Below are 12,990 nucleotides of genomic sequence, written 5' to 3'. Positions count from 1 at the left end.
CATCAGGGACGGCCCCTACTCCCATATCAGGGAACGACCAGGGTCGCCGCGGGTCCCACGGGGGCCTTCGGACCGTCACCATGGAGCCATGACCGCTTCCCCGTCCGCCGCGCCCCCCGGCGAGGCGCCCCCCGGCGCACCGAAGAGCGCACCGAAACCGCAGCTGAGGCGGAGCCCCCGGCAGAAGGTGGTGGCGGGGGTGTGCGGCGGCCTCGGCCGGTACTTCGACGTGGACCCGGTCGTCTTCCGGGTGGTCCTCGGGGTGCTCGCCGTCACGGGCGGCACCGGGCTGATCCTCTACGGCTTCGCGTGGCTGCTGGTTCCGGTGGAGGGCGAGGAGGAGAACGAGTTCCGCGAGCTGCTCTCCGGCCGGGTGGAGGGGCCGCCGCTGGTGGCGCTGCTCTTCGCGCTGGTGGGCTGCGGGCTCTTCCTCTCGATGATCAACAACGGCGGGGTGCTGGCGTTCGCCGCGATGCTGGTGCTGGCGGTCGCCGGGTTCGCGGTGTGGACGCGGCACGGCCGGCCCGCCGCCACGGACGAGGAGGCGGACCGGGACGCCCGGGACGGCCGGGCCGCCGGGGACTCCGTGCCTTCCGCGCCCCGTACCGCCCCGGCGCCGCCGCCCTCCGGCCGGGGCTCGGTGCCGCCGGAGGTCCAGGCCCCCCCGGCTCCGGCCGGGCCGTCGTGGTGGCGGGACCCGATCGTCAAGGACGGCACGACGGGGCCGGTGGGCGGGGGCTATCTGTGGGGCCCGGCGGACGCGGTCCCGGGCGCGGCGGCCGAGCCGGGGAAGGCGCGCGGGGGACACCACGGGGCGCCGCACCGCGGCGGAGCACACCACGGGGGTCGCGGGGCGCGCGCGGGGTCCGTACCGCCGGTCGCCACCGATCCGCGCGAGAGGACGCACGGGCCGCACTCGATCGGGGGCCTCGTGCGGTTCCTGGCGATCGTCGCCGGGGTGGCCGCCGCCTGGCCCGGCTGGGGCAGGCACCCGCTCGGCGAGAGCCTCCAGATCGGGGCGGTCGCGGCGCTCGCCGTTCTCGGGGTGGGAATGCTGGTCGCCTCGTTCTTCGGCCGGACCGGTTTCGGCACGCTGGTGTTCGCGCTGCTCGTCACGGGGGTGCTCGCGGCGTCGACCGTACTGCCGAGGGACATCGGGACGACGTGGGCGCGGACCGAGTGGCGTCCCGTCACCGCCGCCCAGCTGCGGCCGTCCTACGACATCGGGGCCGGTACCGCCCGGCTCGATCTGTCCGGCCTGCCGGTCCCGCTGGGGACCGCCCTCTCCACCCGGGTGGAGGCGGGGGCCGGCCGTGTGGTGGTGGTCGTCCCGCAGGACGCGACGGTCCGGGTGCGGGCGGAGGTGGGGCTCGGGGACGTGACCCTGCCCGGCGATCCGGCCGGTCAGGACGTCGACATCGCCCCGGACCGGCAGACCACCCGCACGCTCGTGCCCCCGAAGGGCGCGGACCCGGCCGGCACGATCGAGCTGCGCCTGGAAGTCGGTCTCGGACAGGTGGAGGTCATTCGTGCTGCTTCATGAGTTCCGGCCGGGCCGTGCGCTGGCCGGCCTGACCCTGCTTGCCCTTTCGGGCGGATACGCGGCCGACTGGGCCGGGGCCTGGCACGCGCCGTGGGTGTTCTTCGCCGCGGTGCTGGGCGGCGGGCTCCTCCTCGCCGCCGTGGCCGCCTGGGTCGCCTACAGGCTCCGGCGGCGGCGGCGCGGCGGCAGGAGCGTGTCCAGCGAGAAGGGTCCCGATCCGGCGAGCAGCAGCGGCAGCCAGGCCATGAGGTAGACGAGGTCGTTGCCGTAGTAGTACGGGGTCGCCTGCCAGCTCACGGTGAGCCAGAGGCTCAGCGAGATCAGCGCGCCGCCGAGTGCGGCGAGCCGGCCCCAGAGCCCGAACAGGGTGCCGATGCCGACGGCGAGTTCGCCGAGGGCGATGGCGTACCCGAAGCCGACCGGGCCGTGCAGCGCCAGGTCGACGAGCCAGGGGGCGCCGGCGGAGTCGCGGACCCCGCGCATCTGGTCGCCGATCGAACCGGCCCCGCTCGACGACAGGAAGGCGCTGTCCGTCAGCTTGTCGAGCCCGGCGTAGATGAAGGTGACGCCGAGGAAGACCCGCAGCGGCAGCAGCGCGTACGTGCGCGCCTGCTCCCTCAGCCCCTTCGACTCGCCGGGAACGCGTCCGTAACCGTTGCTTCCGTGGCCCTGCATGAACTGCTCCACCTCTCCGTTGCCCCGTCAACAGACCATACGTAAGAACACACGTACGTGGGGAAAGGGGGCGGCTTCCGGCGCACGGGGGCGGGCGCGTCGGCGCACACGCGACGGACCGGACACGTGCACCGCGTCCGTGCCGCGCGTCCGCCGCCGTCCGGTTCCGTACGCGATACGGGTGGCGGAGCACCGGACTTCTCACCGAGGATGCCCGCATGACGGATGCCCAGCACCCCCCGGAGCGCTCCCGGAACGCCGCGGAGGACGCGGCCGCCCTGGTGGACTCGGCCTACGCGACGGACGCGGTTCCCCCCGGGGACGCGGACCACTCGGACGGCACGGACCGGCCGCCCCGAAGCCGCACGCTCGTCACCCTCCTCGGGGTGAGCGCCGTGCTGCTGGTCCCGCTGTTCCTCGGGTTCTGGCACATCGCGGAAGAAGCGGTCCGGAACCAGAGCATCAGCGACTGGCAGGGCAACCACGAGACGAAGCTCCGGCTGCAGCGCGACGCGCTGGTGCTCGTCGGGGTGCCGGTCCTCTGCGCCGCGTGCGGGTGGATCGTCGCCTCGCTCCGGGACCGCCCCGCCGCCGTCCCCGTCGCGCGCACCCTGCTGACCGGTGCGGTCCTGCTCTGGCTGATCCTCGGCGCGTCCGTCTACACGACGTTCATGGCGGCGCCCTTGTTCTGACCCGGACCCAGGGGTGCCGGTACGCCCCGCGGGGTCAGTCCGTCACGTCGATCCGGCAGCTGTTGGTCTCCACCCCCGCCGCCGTGACCACCTGGACGTCCACCGAGCCGGGTTCGACCTCCACCGGGACGGGCACGGTGAGGACGGTGTCGGTCGGGTTGGCGAAGCCGCCGGGGACCGGGACCAGCGGGACGTGGACGTGGACCGTCCCTATCCGTACGACGAGCCGGGCCAGTCCGGCCGGGCCGCCCGCGCCGGGCGGCACGAAGCCGGCGCCCCGGATCTCGATGTCGTCGCCGGTACGGATCGGGGCGTCCAGATCACCGGCCTCCCGGGCCCGGACGACCGACAGGACCACCGGCCGGCCGCCCTCCGCGTACTTCCCCGCGAAGTAGGTCGCCGCCGAGACCGCCACCAGCAGCGCGAGCCCCCACGGCAGGTCCGGGAGCTGCTCGGGGCGGCGGGCGAGGCGGACCGCCGCGAAGAGCACCGCGACGCCGTTCACCAGCACGTACTGCACGTCGGTGAAGCTGCCGCGGCCGGAGTCGTCGGTCAGCAGGTCGGCGGCGCGGGGACGGTCGGCCCGGATCTTCTGGAGCCGCTGCGCCAGTACGCGCACGGAGACGACCCGGCGGACGACGACGGCGACGGCGCAGACCAGCGCCAGCACCGTCAGCACCCCCGCCGAGCGCGTCAGGTCCAGCCCCTCGATGAGCGCATCGCGCTGCGTGTGGTCGGAGGCCCCGGCGAGCTGGAGGGAGAGCACCAGGACGGCGAAGACGGCGAGCAGCACCCAGGCGGCGGCGACGGTCCGCGAAGTCGAGAGCCGGTTGTCCTCGCCGATGAGCGGGGCGAGCAGCCCACCGCGCGCCCGGTGGTACGAGGCCGCGGCGGCCAGCAGCGCGGCGGTGACGAGCCCGGCGATCAGCCCGGCGGTACGGGCGGTGGACCAGCCCGGGCCGATCGCGGTGGCGGTCTCGCCGAGGACGAGGGCGACGAGCGCGACCGCGATGACGGCGAGGGTGCGCAGCCGTACCTCGTGGAGCCAGGCGTCACCGGCTTCCCGGCCGCGGTCGGCGACCGCGCGGGCGGCACCGGTCAGCTCGTCGGAGACCCACTGCCGGGAGGCGGAGGGCGACTGCGCCACTCCGGCGGGCAGCCCCTTCCCGGCGGCGAACTCGTCCCGTCTGGCGAGGAAGGCCGCGACCGCGCGCCGGTGTCCTTCGCGTGCTCCGTGCGGGCAGTCGCCGCACGTACAGCCCCCGCCGTGCGCCCTGCTTGCCCTCGCCTCGTCCAACGCCACGACCCCTGCCGCCCTTTCCCGCCCCGGTACAGCCAACTCACTTACGTTTTTTGTGAATTGTGCCGTACCGGACGCCTTCGGGCCGCATCGGGTCGGCCCCGCCCCCCGGTTTCGCGCACCTGTGCCCCTCGGGGACGGCGGAGGGCTCCGGACACGGCGATGCCGCCGCTCCCGCAGGGGGAGCGGCGGCATCGTCAGGGGGTCGCGGGGAGGATCACTCCCACTCGATCGTCCCCGGCGGCTTGCTCGTCACGTCGAGGACGACGCGGTTGACGTCGGCGACCTCGTTGGTGATGCGGGTGGAGATCTTCGCCAGCGTCTCGTACGGCAGGCGCGACCAGTCGGCCGTCATCGCGTCCTCGGAGGACACCGGGCGCAGCACGATCGGGTGGCCGTAGGTGCGGCCGTCGCCCTGGACGCCGACCGAGCGGACGTCGGCGAGGAGGACCACGGGGCACTGCCAGATCTCGCGGTCGAGACCGGCCGCCGTCAGTTCCTCGCGGGCGATGGCGTCGGCCTCGCGGAGCAGGTCGAGGCGCTCCTTGGTGACGTCACCGACGATGCGGATGCCCAGGCCGGGGCCGGGGAACGGCTGGCGCTGGACGATCTCCTCGGGCAGGCCGAGCTCCTGGCCGACCATCCGGACCTCGTCCTTGAACAGCTGGCGCAGCGGCTCGATGAGCTCGAACTCGATGTCGTCGGGAAGGCCGCCGACGTTGTGGTGCGACTTGATGTTGGCGGTGCCGGTGCCGCCGCCGGACTCGACGACGTCCGGGTACAGGGTGCCCTGCACGAGGAAGGCGACCTGCTCGCCGTCGGCCGCGCCCTCGGCGACGATCTCGGCCTGGGCCTGCTCGAAGACGCGGATGAACTCGCGGCCGATGATCTTCCGCTTCTGCTCCGGGTCGGAGACCCCGGCGAGCGCGTCGAGGAAGCGCTTCTCGGCGTCGACGACCTTCAGCTGGACGCCGGTGGCGGCCACGAAGTCCTTCTCGACCTGCTCGGTCTCGCCCTTGCGCATCAGGCCGTGGTCGACGTAGACGCAGGTCAGCTGGGAGCCGATGGCCTTCTGCACGAGAGCCGCGGCGACCGCGGAGTCCACGCCGCCGGAGAGACCGCAGATGGCGCGCTTGGTGCCGACCTGCTCGCGGATGAGCGCGACCTGCTCCTCGACGACGTTGGTGGTCGTCCAGGTCGGCTCGATGCCCGCGCCGCGGTAGAGGAAGTGCTCCAGGATCTGCTGCCCGTGGGTCGAGTGCATGACCTCGGGGTGGTACTGGACGCCGTAGAGCTTCTTCTCGTCGTTCTCGAAGGCGGCGACCGGGACGACGTCGGTGGACGCGGTCACGGTGAAGCCCTCGGGGGCGGCGGAGCAGGCGTCGCCGTGCGACATCCAGACGGCCTGCTCGTCGGGGGTCCCCTCGAAGAGGGTGGAGCCCGACTTGGTGACCTTGAGCGGGGTGCGGCCGTACTCACGGGCCCCGTTGTCGTCGACGGTGCCGCCGAGCGTGGTCGCCATCAGCTGGAAGCCGTAGCACATGCCGAAGACCGGGACCCCGGCCTCGAACAGCGAGCGGTCGAGCGAGGGCGCCCCTTCCGCGTACACCGAGGACGGCCCGCCGGACAGGATGATCGCGCGGGGGTTCTTCGCCAGCATCTCGGCCACCGGCATGGTGGACGGGACGATCTCGCTGTAGACCCGGGCCTCGCGGACACGGCGGGCGATCAGCTGGGCGTACTGCGCGCCGAAGTCGACGACGAGAACCACGTCGGTGGTCATGTCGGGGGCGGCGGGGGGTGCTGCTGGCACGAGGCGGCCTTCCGGCGGTGAGGGGTGTCGGTCCTTCAATGTTACCGGCCGCGGCGAAGCGGCCTCCCGCGTCCCGTTTCCGCGGCCGTCCCACCATCCGGACCCCCGTCGGGTGCCGGGCCGGGACGGGTCCATACTGGCTGCCATGCGTCAGTGCACGACTTCCGTCTTTACCTATGGCATCCGGCCCGCCGGGTGTCATGGTCGTGCTGCTTGAGCAACTGACGAGCGACCTTCCAGACGCCCCGGGCCGACAGGCCCGGGGCGTCTTGGCGTGCGGGGCCTTCGGGCCGGGGCCCGTACCCCGATCGGGAGTCCGACCATGAGCATCATCACCACCCCCGCCACGGCCACCGCGAAGCCGGCGAAGACCGCGACCGAGGCGACCGGTGCGCACACCGAGGAGGCCGCCGCGCTGATCGGCGGTGCCCGGGAACGGATCGACGCGCTGGACGACCGGATCATCGGCCTGGTGCGGGAACGGATGGCGGTGTCGGCGGTCATCCAGGAGGCGAGGATCACGTCCGGGGGCCGCCGGGTGAACCTCTCCCGGGAGATGGAGGTGCTCAGCCACTTCCGGGACGCGCTCGGGAAGCCCGGCACTCCGCTCGCGATGACGCTGCTGGAGCTCTGCCGCGGCCAGGTGTGAATCCGGCGCACCCGGGCGTACGGGCGGAGTGCGGGGCGTACGGGCGGCGTCCCCTGCGCGCAGGGCTGTACGGCCGCACCCCCGTTCGGTCCCGGTCTCACCCGTACGGAGCGTGACCGGCCCGGACCGGCCTTCGTTGTCCGGGGTGTGTCCGCACCGGCCAGGGGCGGCATCGGCAGGAAGAAGCGCGTGGCTCCGCTCGGACGTGTGACGTATCTCAGGTGCGTCGTGGGACCGCGTCCCGGCGTTGTGACCGGTCGGCAGGGGACAGCAGTCCGGTCACCCGTGTGGGGGCCGGCTCCGGGGACGCCCGGGGCCGGCCCCCACTGGTTCGTCCCGGGCCGTGTTTCGCGTACGGGGGGCCCTCACGCCTTCGGCGCCGGCTTCGGCGGTACGGCCGGGATGCCCAGGAACGGCAGCTTCAGCGCGCCGAACGCCTCCGGGGGCACCGCGGGGGCGGCCGGCTCCACCGGTGCCAGCCGCTGGTACGCCTCGCCCTGGGCCGGTCGCGGGTCGGGCTGGCCCTTGTTGGGCCAGAACGACAGGGCGCGCTCGGCCTGCGCGGTGATCGTCAGCGACGGGTTGACGCCCAGGTTGGCGGAGACCGCCGAGCCGTCGACCACCGAGATGCCGGGGTGCCCGTACAGCCGGTGGTACGGGTCGATGACGCCCTCGGCCGGGCTCGCCCCGATCGGGCAGCCGCCGAGGAAGTGCGCGGTGAGCGGGGTGCCCATGAGCTCGCCGATGTTGGAACCGGCGAAGCCGTTGATCTCCTCGGCGAGCAGCGACGCGGCCTGCGTGGCCTCGGCGATCTGTGTCGGGTTGGGTGCCCCGTGCCCCTGCCGGGCGGTGAGCAGGCCCTTTCCGATGCCATGCGGCTTGCGGTAGGCGGTCAGCGAGTTGTCGAGCGACTGCATGACGAGCCCGATGATGGTCCGCTCGGACCACTTCCGGTTGGAGAGCGAGCGGGCCGCGACGGTGGGGTGCCTGACCACGTCGGCGAGCCAGGCGAGCACCCGCCGCTTCGCGTACGGCACCTGGAGGATGGTGAGGCCGCCCATGGCGTTGGAGCCCTTGCCGTAGCGGACCGGTTCGATGTGGGTGCTGGCGTCCGGGTGGATCGACGAGGTGATGGCGACGCCCTTGGTGAAGTCGGGCTTCGCGCCGTGCTTGCTGCGGTAGCGGCGGTCGCTGGTCTGCGCGCCGACCAGTCCCTCGGAGTTGGTGCGGGTCAGCTCGCCGAGCCGGTCCGAGAGCCGGGGCAGCAGCCCCTCGTCCTTCATCCGGTGCAGCAGGGTCTGGGTGCCGTACGTGCCCGCCGCCACGATCACGTGGCGGGCCCGGAGCGTGCGGGGCGCGGCCTTGCGGCGGCGGTCGGTGGGGACGGTCTCGACGCGGTGGCCGCCGGCCGGGTCCTCGGTGACGGCGAGCACGGTGGTCATCGGGTGGATCACGGCGCCGGACTTCTCGGCGAGGTGGAGGTAGTTCTCGGTGAGGGTGTTCTTCGCCCCGTGACGGCAGCCGGTCATGCACTCGCCGCATTCGGTGCAGGCTTTGCGGGCGGGTCCCGCGCCGCCGAAGTACGGGTCGGCGACCGTGCCGCCGGGCTCCGCCTTCGCCGTGCCGTCGGCGTCCCGGCCGTCGCCGAAGAACACCCCGACCGGCGCCAGGTGGAAGGTGTCACCGACGCCCATCGCCTCGGCCGTCGCCTTGAGGTGGACGTCGGAGGGGGTCGTGGTCGGGTTGAGCCGGACCCCGAGCATCCGGGTGGCCTGGTCGTAGTAGGGCCGCAGCTCGTCCTGCCAGTCGGTGATGGCGGCCCACTGGCGGTCCTCGAAGAACGCGGCGGGCGGGACGTACAGCGTGTTCGCGTAGTTCAGCGAGCCGCCGCCGACCCCGGCTCCGGCCAGCACCATGACCTTGCCGAGGAGGTGCACCCGCTGGATGCCGTAGAGGCCCAGGGCGGGGGCCCAGAGGTAGTTCTTCAGGTCCCAGGAGTTCTTGGGCAGTGTCCCCGGGGTGAAGCGGCGGCCCGCCTCCAGGACGCCGACCCGGTACCCCTTCTCGGTCAGCCGGAGCGCGGAGACCGCGCCGCCGAACCCCGAACCGACGACGAGGACGTCGTAGTCGAACTCGGGGTCCGAGGCGGTACCGGCGCTGTCGGCCTGGTTGCGGGCAGGGCTGTCCTCGGGCATGGCTCTCCTCGTCGCGAACCTCGGGTGGAACCTTCTGACCTGTCTGTACGAGCCCCGGTGCCACGGATCGTGCGGGGCGGATCAGCGCAGCCGGAACGCCTTCATCGCCTTGAGGCTGCGGCTCATGAACGCCGCGTACTTCTCGTCGTCCATCCCGAAGGCGGGGGCGAGCGGGATCAGGCGCTGCTGGGCGACGGTCTGCGCCTCGGTGTACTTGAGGATGCCCTCGGACCCGTGCCGGCGGCCGAGCCCGGAGTCCTTCATGCCGCCCATCGGGGACTGCACGCTGCCGTAGGCGGGGGCGTACCCCTCGTTGATGTTGACGGTGCCGGTGCGCAGCCGGGCGGCGACCCGGTGGCCGCGGCGGGCGTCCGTGGTCCAGACGCTGGCGTTGAGGCCGTAGGGGGTCGCGTTGGCGAGCGCGACGGCCTCCTCCTCGTCGGTGAAGCGGTAGACCGAGACGACCGGGCCGAAGGTCTCCTGGGTGCAGACCTCCATGGGCGCCTCGACGCCTTCGAGGATGGTCGGCTCGTAGAAGAGCGGGCCGATGTCGGGGCGCGCCTTCCCGCCCGCGACGAGGGTGGCGCCCTTCGCGACGGCCTCGTCCACGTGCCGGACGACGGCCTCCAGCTGGCGTTCCCCGGCGAGCGAGCCCATGTCGGCGCCGTACGCGAGGGAGCCGCCGAGCCGCATCGCCTTGGTGCGGGCGGCGAAGCGGGCCACGAAGTCGTCGGCGACGGACTCGTGGACGTACAGCCGCTCGATGGAGATGCAGAGCTGGCCGGCGGAGGAGAAGCAGGCGCGGACGGCTCCGGCGGCTGCTTTCTCCACGTCGGCGTCGGCGAGCACCAGCATGGCGTTCTTGCCGCCGAGTTCCAGCGAGACGCCGACGAGCCGGGCCGCCGCGCCCTGGGCGACCTCGCGGCCGGTGCGGGTGGAGCCGGTGAAGGAGACGTAGTCCGCGCGCTGGACGACCTCGGGGCCGACGACCGGGCCCTCGCCGAGCACCACCTGGAAGACCTCGGCGGGCAGTCCGGCCTCGATCAGCAGGTCACGGGCCCAGAGCGCGGTCAGCGCGGTCTCGGTGTCGGGCTTCATCACGACGGCGTTGCCGGAGACGAAGGCGGGCAGCGCGTCGCCGACGGAGAGTTCCAGCGGGTAGTTCCACGGGGCGATCTGGCCGACGACCCCGCGCGGCTGACGCAGCTCGGTGACCTTGGTGAGGGTCGGTACGACTCCGGTGTGCCGCTTCGGGCGCAGGTAGGCGGGGGCCTTTCGGCCGTAGTGGCGGGAGGCGACGGCGACCGCCTGGACCTCCTCGTGGGCGTGCAGCCGGGCCTTGCCCGTCTCCAGCTGGATGAGGTCGAGGACCTCGGCCTGGCGCTGGAGGACGAGGTCGTGGAAGCGGAGCAGCACGGCGGCCCGTGCGCGGACGGGCGTGGCGGCCCAGGCGGGCTGGGCGGCGCGGGCCCGTTCGAACGCGGTGGCCACGTCCTCGGGGGTGGACTCCGGCAGATCGGCCAGTTTCTCGCCGGTGACCGGGGTGTGGTTGGCGGTACGTCCGGAGCCGACGACTCCGCGGACCAGCCGGGCGACCAGGTCGGGGGTGACCACGTCGGCCGCCGTGCGTACGCCCGCGGGGGCCACCGCCACTGGGTTGGTACCCGGGGCGGCCGTCGCCGGGTTGGTACCCGGGGCGGCCGTCGCCGGGTTGGTACCCGGGGCGGCCGTCGCCGCCCGCGCGTCGAAGGCCTGCGGGGCCGCCGCTCCGGGGGCCGGTGTCACGGCGTCCGACGTCGTGGGGGCCGATGCCGTCGAGTCCGCTGCCTGCGAGTCCGTCATGAGGGCGAGGGTAAGTCCACCGGCCGACTTTGGGTACCCGCGGGTAACACCCTTTTCACACTCCCCACACTCAGCCAGTGATCACTGGCGGAATAACCGCTGATCAGGGCGGTTCCCGGTGCGGCAGCGAGAATTTTGGGCGGTGGCCCGTCTGGCACCCCGCCCCCCTGCCGGGCCGGGCTCACTCCGTCCGGGTGGGCGGGCGCCAGCTCCTGAGCATCGTCTCGAACAGCTCCCGGGTGCTCTCCCAGTCGTCCGCCGGGGCGGTCAGGTAGAGCGCGTACTCCGGCCCGCCGGTGCCGGCGAAGTACATCTGGTCGATACCGCGCCGCTCCCCCGGATGGTCCTGGGTCTCCGTCCAGGTGAACTCCCAGAGCGAGCCGGAGTGGTCGCGGAAGGTGTTCTCGTCCAGCGAGATGCGCGAGTAGCCGGGGAGCCGGTCGCTGAGGGTCTCCTCCATGGACTGCATGTGGGCGTACGCGGTGTCGAAGTCCGGCGCGTCGTCGACGCTGATGCGGAGGCGGTGCCCGCCCTCGTCCGGGGTGTAGTCGATCTGGGTGCCCTCCGTCCGGCGCACCCATCCCTCGGGTACGGCGAGACTGAAGCCCGCCGGGTCCTCCACCCGCTCCCAGCCGGCCGGTATCGAGGAGTCGACCGGACCGGCGGACGGGGAGGCGGCGGCGTCGGAGGATCCGGCGGTGGCGCCGGTGTCCGAGGTGCCGCCCGCGGCACCGGCCGAGGGCTCCGAGCCGGCGGTGGGCCGCTGCGCGGTGGCCGTGGGCGAGGGGCGCCCGTTCCCGTCGTCCGAACCGCTGCCCGCGTAGTGCATCGCGCCCAGCCCCGCCCCGGTGCCCAGCACCGCCGCGACCACCACGGCCACCACGGTGTTGCGCCGCCGCGACCCGGACTTCGTCCCCGGGGTCGCGGGGGTCGTGGTGGGGGTCGCGGCGGTGGTGTGGCCGGACGGTCCGGGCGGGGTTCCGTACGGGAACCCGACCGAAGGCGTGGGGGCACCGAACCCGGACGCGGGAGAGTCCTGCCCGCTCCGGGTGCCGTACCCCGGTGCGGGAGAGCCCTGCCCGGCCCGGGGGCCGTACCCCGGCGGGGCGGAAGCCGGTGCGGGAGAGCCCTGCCCGGCCCGGGGGCCGTACCCCGGCGGGGCGGAAGCCGGTCCGGGCGCCGAGGCCGCCGCCCGGGCGACGGTGGGGCCGGTCGCTCCCGCCCGGTCCGCCGGCGCCTCCTGGCCGTAGGGCGGCGCGGCCGTCTCGCTCCGGGTCTCGCCCGCGTAGGGGCGCGTGTCCACGTACGCCTGGGCGGTGCGGGGTTCGCGGCCGGTCAGCACGGATCGCAGCATCCGCTCGGTCTCGGCGGTCGAGGGCCGGCCGGCCGGGTCCTTGCAGAGCAGGGCGGCGATCACCGGGCCGAGGGTGCCCGCGCCCGGGGGGATCGACGGTTCGTCCGTGACGACCGCCTGCATGGTCGCGATGGGCGAGGAACGGCGGAACGGCGACCGGCCGTCGATCGCCGCATAGAGCGTGGCGCCGAGCGACCAGAGGTCGGAGGCCGGTCCGGGGTCGTGACCCTGCACCCGCTCGGGCGCCAGGTAGTCGATGGAGCCGATGAGTTCGCCGGTCCGGGTGATGGTCGAGTCGCCCTCGATGGCGGCGATGCCGAAGTCGGTGAGGAGGATCCGCCCGTCGCGGGCGAGCAGGACGTTGCCCGGCTTGACGTCCCGGTGCAGCACCCCCGCCGCGTGCGCGGCGCGCAGCGCGCCGAGGACTCCGAGCCCGATGCGGGCGGCCTCGTGCGGGGTGACCTCGCCGTTCTCCTTGGCGGAGTCGGCGAGCGACGGCCCGTCGACGTACTGCATGACGATCCACGGACGGTCGTCGTGGTCGAGTACGTCGTGGACCGTGACGACACCGGGGTGGCTGATCCGGGCGGCGGCCCGCGCCTCCTTGCGGGTACGGGCGTGCAGCACGACCCGGTCGGCCTCGGCGACGTACAGGCCGGCGGTCAGCTCCTTGACGGCGACCGTGCGGTGGAGCACCTCGTCCTGTGCCCGCCACACCTTGCCCATGCCGCCCCGGCCCAGCACGTCCACCAGCCGGTACCGGCCCGCGAGTACCAGTCCGGGCGCCGTTCCGGCGGCCTTGTCGGTGCGCCTGCCGCTGTTCGATGAGTGATCCACGTGTCGTCCCCGCCCCGTTGCTCGGGTGCCAGATTACGGAGGGGCCCGGAGGCGGGGAACCTCGCACCGCCCATGAGACCGCACTGTGAT

Annotated in this window: 9 protein-coding genes; 3 read left to right on the top strand and 6 right to left on the bottom strand. The window is 73.7% G+C overall.

Going from position 1 to position 12,990, the window contains the following annotated elements; all coding sequences use genetic code 11:
• The first annotated feature begins 88 nt into the window (after window positions 1–88).
• Complete coding sequence (locus ACFZAX_RS09005; protein ID WP_390960301.1) at window positions 89–1,543, top strand: PspC domain-containing protein; 1,455 nt, start codon at window positions 89–91, stop codon at window positions 1,541–1,543.
• A 156-nt stretch (window positions 1,544–1,699) separates the two neighbouring features.
• On the opposite strand, the gene ACFZAX_RS09000 is transcribed toward ACFZAX_RS09005, so the two are convergent.
• Entirely contained in the window at window positions 1,700–2,218 is a 519-nt protein-coding gene (locus ACFZAX_RS09000; RefSeq protein ID WP_390960300.1) for a DoxX family membrane protein, read from the bottom strand.
• 218 nt (window positions 2,219–2,436) lie between these two features.
• Between ACFZAX_RS09000 and ACFZAX_RS08995 the strand changes: the two genes are divergently transcribed.
• Entirely contained in the window at window positions 2,437–2,910 is a 474-nt protein-coding gene (locus ACFZAX_RS08995) for a hypothetical protein (protein WP_390960299.1), read from the top strand.
• Between the two features lie 34 nt (window positions 2,911–2,944).
• Here ACFZAX_RS08995 and ACFZAX_RS08990 read toward each other — a convergent pair whose 3' ends face one another.
• The gene (locus tag ACFZAX_RS08990) at window positions 2,945–4,213 is read right to left on the bottom strand and encodes a hypothetical protein (protein ID WP_390960298.1); all 1,269 of its coding nucleotides are present in this window, start codon (window positions 4,211–4,213) and stop codon (window positions 2,945–2,947) included.
• Window positions 4,214–4,427: 214 nt separating this feature from the next.
• A complete protein-coding gene (gene guaA / locus ACFZAX_RS08985) occupies window positions 4,428–6,023 on the bottom strand; it encodes a glutamine-hydrolyzing GMP synthase (RefSeq protein ID WP_390960297.1) in 1,596 nt (531 codons plus the stop codon).
• Between the two features lie 322 nt (window positions 6,024–6,345).
• Between guaA and ACFZAX_RS08980 the strand changes: the two genes are divergently transcribed.
• Window positions 6,346–6,672, top strand: coding sequence for a chorismate mutase (locus ACFZAX_RS08980; protein WP_390960296.1), 327 nt, complete (start codon window positions 6,346–6,348; stop codon window positions 6,670–6,672).
• A 365-nt stretch (window positions 6,673–7,037) separates the two neighbouring features.
• Here the strand turns inward: ACFZAX_RS08980 and ACFZAX_RS08975 are convergent, their stop codons facing one another.
• The 3 genes from ACFZAX_RS08975 to ACFZAX_RS08965 all read right to left on the bottom strand — a co-directional run bounded on the left by ACFZAX_RS08975 (window position 7,038) and on the right by ACFZAX_RS08965 (window position 12,900).
• Window positions 7,038–8,867, bottom strand: a complete 1,830-nt coding sequence (locus ACFZAX_RS08975) for a GMC oxidoreductase (RefSeq protein ID WP_390960295.1) — start codon at window positions 8,865–8,867, stop codon at window positions 7,038–7,040.
• An 81-nt stretch (window positions 8,868–8,948) separates the two neighbouring features.
• Complete coding sequence (locus ACFZAX_RS08970) at window positions 8,949–10,709, bottom strand: succinic semialdehyde dehydrogenase (RefSeq protein WP_390960294.1); 1,761 nt, start codon at window positions 10,707–10,709, stop codon at window positions 8,949–8,951.
• Between the two features lie 181 nt (window positions 10,710–10,890).
• Complete coding sequence (locus ACFZAX_RS08965) at window positions 10,891–12,900, bottom strand: protein kinase (RefSeq protein WP_390960293.1); 2,010 nt, start codon at window positions 12,898–12,900, stop codon at window positions 10,891–10,893.
• Window positions 12,901–12,990 lie beyond the last annotated feature (90 nt).

Origin of the sequence: Streptomyces sp. NPDC008125, assembly GCF_042957125.1 — a bacterium.
GTDB lineage: Bacteria > Actinomycetota > Actinomycetes > Streptomycetales > Streptomycetaceae > Streptomyces.
This window is presented reverse-complemented; position numbering and strand designations above follow the sequence as displayed.